The sequence below is a fragment of the Nonomuraea rhizosphaerae genome (assembly GCF_019396405.1).
GTDB lineage: Bacteria > Actinomycetota > Actinomycetes > Streptosporangiales > Streptosporangiaceae > Nonomuraea > Nonomuraea rhizosphaerae.
Genome location: NZ_JAHKRL010000176.1, coordinates 1 through 3,676 on the forward strand (window position 1 = coordinate 1; position 3,676 = coordinate 3,676).

Annotated in this window: 3 protein-coding genes and 1 rRNA gene; 2 read left to right on the forward strand and 2 right to left on the reverse strand. The window is 67.0% G+C overall.

The window, feature by feature from the left end:
• On the forward strand, positions 1-191 hold a 191-nt coding region (locus KME77_RS08775), incomplete at its 5' end, for a flippase-like domain-containing protein (RefSeq protein WP_219463800.1).
• On the opposite strand, the gene mgrA is transcribed toward KME77_RS08775, so the two are convergent.
• Together mgrA and KME77_RS30230 are read right to left on the reverse strand one after the other, a co-directional pair.
• Positions 160-1,158: an L-glyceraldehyde 3-phosphate reductase gene (gene mgrA / locus KME77_RS08780; RefSeq protein WP_219463801.1), complete on the reverse strand. Its 999-nt coding sequence runs from the start codon at positions 1,156-1,158 to the stop codon at positions 160-162. The two genes, KME77_RS08775 and mgrA, sit on opposite strands and share 32 nt — an antisense overlap.
• A complete protein-coding gene (locus KME77_RS30230; protein ID WP_308250621.1) occupies positions 1,155-3,221 on the reverse strand; it encodes a S9 family peptidase in 2,067 nt (688 codons plus the stop codon). The genes mgrA and KME77_RS30230 overlap by 4 nt, the downstream gene beginning before the upstream one ends.
• 376 nt (positions 3,222-3,597) lie before the next feature.
• On the opposite strand from KME77_RS30230, the gene KME77_RS08790 reads away from it, so the two are divergent.
• Positions 3,598-3,676, forward strand: a 16S ribosomal RNA gene (locus KME77_RS08790); the annotation flags it as partial.

Here is a 3,676-nt window from a genome sequence, read left to right on the forward strand (position 1 = left end):
GCTTGGCCGCGCCCACACCTGGCGGCCTGGGCGCGGTCGAGGCGTCGCTCTCACTGGGTCTGACCGTGGCCGGGGTGCCCGCCGAGCTGGCCACCTCGGCCGTGCTGCTGCACCGGCTGCTCACGTTCTGGCTGCCGGTGCTGCCCGGCTGGGCGTCGTTCACCTACCTGCAGCGGCACGAGGCTCTGTGATCTTGTCGATCGTGTCGAGTTCGTCCTCGGTGAAGTCGGGGCCGTCCACGGAGGCGACGTTGTCCTCCAACTGCTTCACGCTGCTCGCGCCGATCAGCACGCTGGTCACCCGGGGGTCCCTGATCGCCCACGACAGCGCCATCTGGGCCAGCGACTGACCGCGGCCCCTGGCCACCTCGTTCAGGTCGCGGGCCAGGTCCCGGTCGATCTGGTCCTCGTTCAGGAACCTGCTGGTCGCCACCCGCGAGTCGGCGGGCACGCCGTCCAGGTAGCGGTCGGTCAGCAGACCCTGGGCCAGCGGCGAGAACACGATGCAGCCCATGCCCGCCTCCTCCAGCGCGTCCAGCAGCCCGTCCTCGATCCACCGGTTGATCATCGAGTAGGACGGCTGATGGATGAGCAGCGGCGTGCCCAGCTCGCGCATGATCCGCGCGGCCTGCGTGGTCAGCTCGGCGGAGTAGTTGGAGATGCCCGCGTACAGCGCCTTGCCCGAGCGGACCGCCCGGTCCAGCGCGCCCATCGTCTCCTCCAGCGGCGTGCTGGGGTCGGGGCGGTGGCTGTAGAAGATGTCGACGTAGTCGAGGCCCATCCGGGTGAGCGACTGGTCGAGGCTGGCCAGCAGATATTTGCGCGAACCCCACTCGCCGTACGGGCCGGGCCACATGTCGTACCCGGCCTTGGTGGAGATGACCAGCTCATCCCGGTACTGCGTGAAATCCTCGCGGAAGATCGTGCCGAAGTTCCGCTCCGCCGAGCCGTACGGCACGCCGTAATTGTTGGCCAGGTCGAAGTGCGTGACGCCAAGGTCGAACGCCCGCCGCAGGATCGCCCGCGAGTTGCCGATCGGCCGGTTGTCGCCGAAGTTGTGCCACAGCCCGAGCGAGACGGCGGGCAGCTTCAGCCCGCTCCTGCCGCTGCGGTTGTACGGCTGACGCTCGTAGCGATTGTCGTCCGGCCGGTAGCTCATACGGTGCCCCTCTCGATGATCCACGCGAGCGTGAAGGCCTCTTCACGCCAGGAGTCGTAGCGTCCGCTCCGTCCGCCGTGCCCCGCGCCCATCTCCGTCTTCAGCAGGAACGGCCCGCCGTTCGCCGTCGCCCGCAGCCGGGCGATCCACTTCGCGGGCTCGTGGTACATGACACGCGTGTCGTTCAGGCTGGTGACGGCGAGGATCGGGGGGTACGCCCGGTCGTCCACGTTCTCGTACGGGGTGTAGCTCTTCATGTAGGCGTACACGTCGGCGTTGTGCAGCGGGTCGCCCCACTCGTCCCATTCGATCACGGTCAGCGGGAGCGACGGGTCGAGGATTGTGTTCAGCGCGTCCACGAACGGCACCTCGGCCACCACGCCGGCGAACTCCTGCGGAGCCAGGTTCGCGACCGCGCCCATCAGCAGGCCGCCCGCGGAGCCGCCCCTGGCGATGACCCGCTCGCTCCATCCGCTCGCCTTGAGGTGCCCGGCGGCGGCGACGAAGTCGGTGAAGGTGTTCTTCTTCCTGGTCAGCTTGCCGTCCTCGTACCAGCGGCGGCCCATCTCACCGCCGCCCCTGACGTGCGCCACGGCGAAGACAAAGCCGCGGTCGAGCAGCGACAGCCTCGGGACCGAGAAACCGGGGTCGATGGAGGTCTCGTAGCTGCCGTACCCGTACAGGACGGTCGGCGCCGGCTTGGCGGTGTCCTTGCGCTTGACGAGGGAGATCGGCACGCGCGTGCCGTCCTCGGCGGTGGCCCACTCGCGGAACTGCTCGTAGTCGTCCGGGCTGTAGCCGCCCAGGACCGGGCGCTGCTTGAGCAGGATCAGCTCGCGGGTGGCCAGGTCGTAGTCGTACACGCTGGCCGGGGTGATCATGCTGGTGTAGGCCAGCCGCAGCCTGCCGGTGGAGAACTCCGGGTTGCCGGCCGGGCCCACGTCATACAGGGGCTCGGGGAACTCGATCTCGTAGCTGTCCTGGCCCTCCTGGCTGTCCTGGGTCCTCGGCATGATGCGGATGCCGGTCAGGCCCGCGCGGCGGAAGTGGACGACGGAGTGGCCCTCGAACGCGTCGATCTCCAGGAGCCTGACGTCCTCGCTGTGGGCGATCAGCGGCGTCCAGTCGCCGGGGGCGTCGAGCGGGGCGGTGGCCAGCTCGAAGTTCTCGGCGTTCTCGTTGTGGAGCACGTAGAAGAAGTCGCCCGCGTGCTCGATGCCGTACTCGACACCCGTCTCGCGCGGACGGACCACCCGGAACTCGCCCGAGGGGTCGTTCGCGTCGAGGATGCGGACCTCGCTGGTGATCTTGCTGCCGGCGCCGAGCACCAGGTACCGCTCGCTGCGGGTCAGGCCGATGCCCACCCAGTAGCGCTCGTCGGCCTCCTCGTAGACGAGCACGTCCTCCTTGGTGCCCAGCGTGTGCCGATACACCTGGTACGGGCGCCAGGCGTCGTCGACGCGCGTGTAGAAGAACGCCGACCCGTCGGCCGCCCACGCCCCTCCGTAGAAGACGCCCTCGATCTCGTCGTCGAGCAGCTCACCCGTCCCGAGGTCCTTGAACCTCAGCGTGAAGCGCTCGTCTCCCTTGTAGTCGGTGGAGAAGGCCAGCATCGTCCCGTCGGGCGTGATGGCGCTGGTGCCCACCGAGAAGAACGCGCTGTCGCCCGCCAGCTCGTTGCCGTCGAGCAGCACCTGCTCGCGGTCGAGCCGCTCGCCCGGCGTGACCGCGGGCGGCGTCTCACCGTCCGCGGGGACGCGACAGGACACGGCGTACTGCTTGCCCTCCTCGGTGCGGCTGAAGTACCACCACGCGCCCTTGCGGCTCGGCACCGAAAGGTCGGTCTCCTGGGTACGGCCCTTGATCTCCTGGAACACCTGCTCCCGCAGGTCGTCGAGGTGAGCGGTCTGCTGCTGGAGGAACGCGTTCTCCGCCTCCAGGTAGGCGATCGTCTCCGGATCGTCCTTATCGGTCAGCCACGCGTACTCGTCGATCACGGTGTCACCGTGATGAGTGCGCTCAGTCGGGGATTTCTTCGCCACAGGCGGCGTGTTGCTGCTCACGTGGGGAGTCTATGTTCCGGCCGTGATCGTTCTGTGGCCTGCCGTCGGACTGAACGTGTCTCGAGTGGTCGCAGGCGCTGCTAATCTTTAGGAGTCGCCAGGTGCGGCGCAACCAAACCTCTCCCACTCCGGTGGCTTTGGCGTGTGTTGTGCTGTGCCCGATCCGGTCAGTTTGACACTCGGCCGGACTGGTGAAAAGATTAAGACATAACAAAACGAAATGTGCGCCTCTCGCGGTTCGGGGAGTTCGCGTCCGTTTCTTGAGAACTCAACAGTGTGTTAAAAGCCAGTGCATGATGCACAAACCCCGTCATGTCCATGTTTCGTGGATGACGGATTCCTTTTTCAGTTGGGATTCAACTGGTTCTTCAAGCATTGTTTGGAGAGTTTGATCCTGGCTCAGGACGAACGCTGGCGGCGTGCTTAACACATGCAAGTCGAGCGGAAAGGCCCTT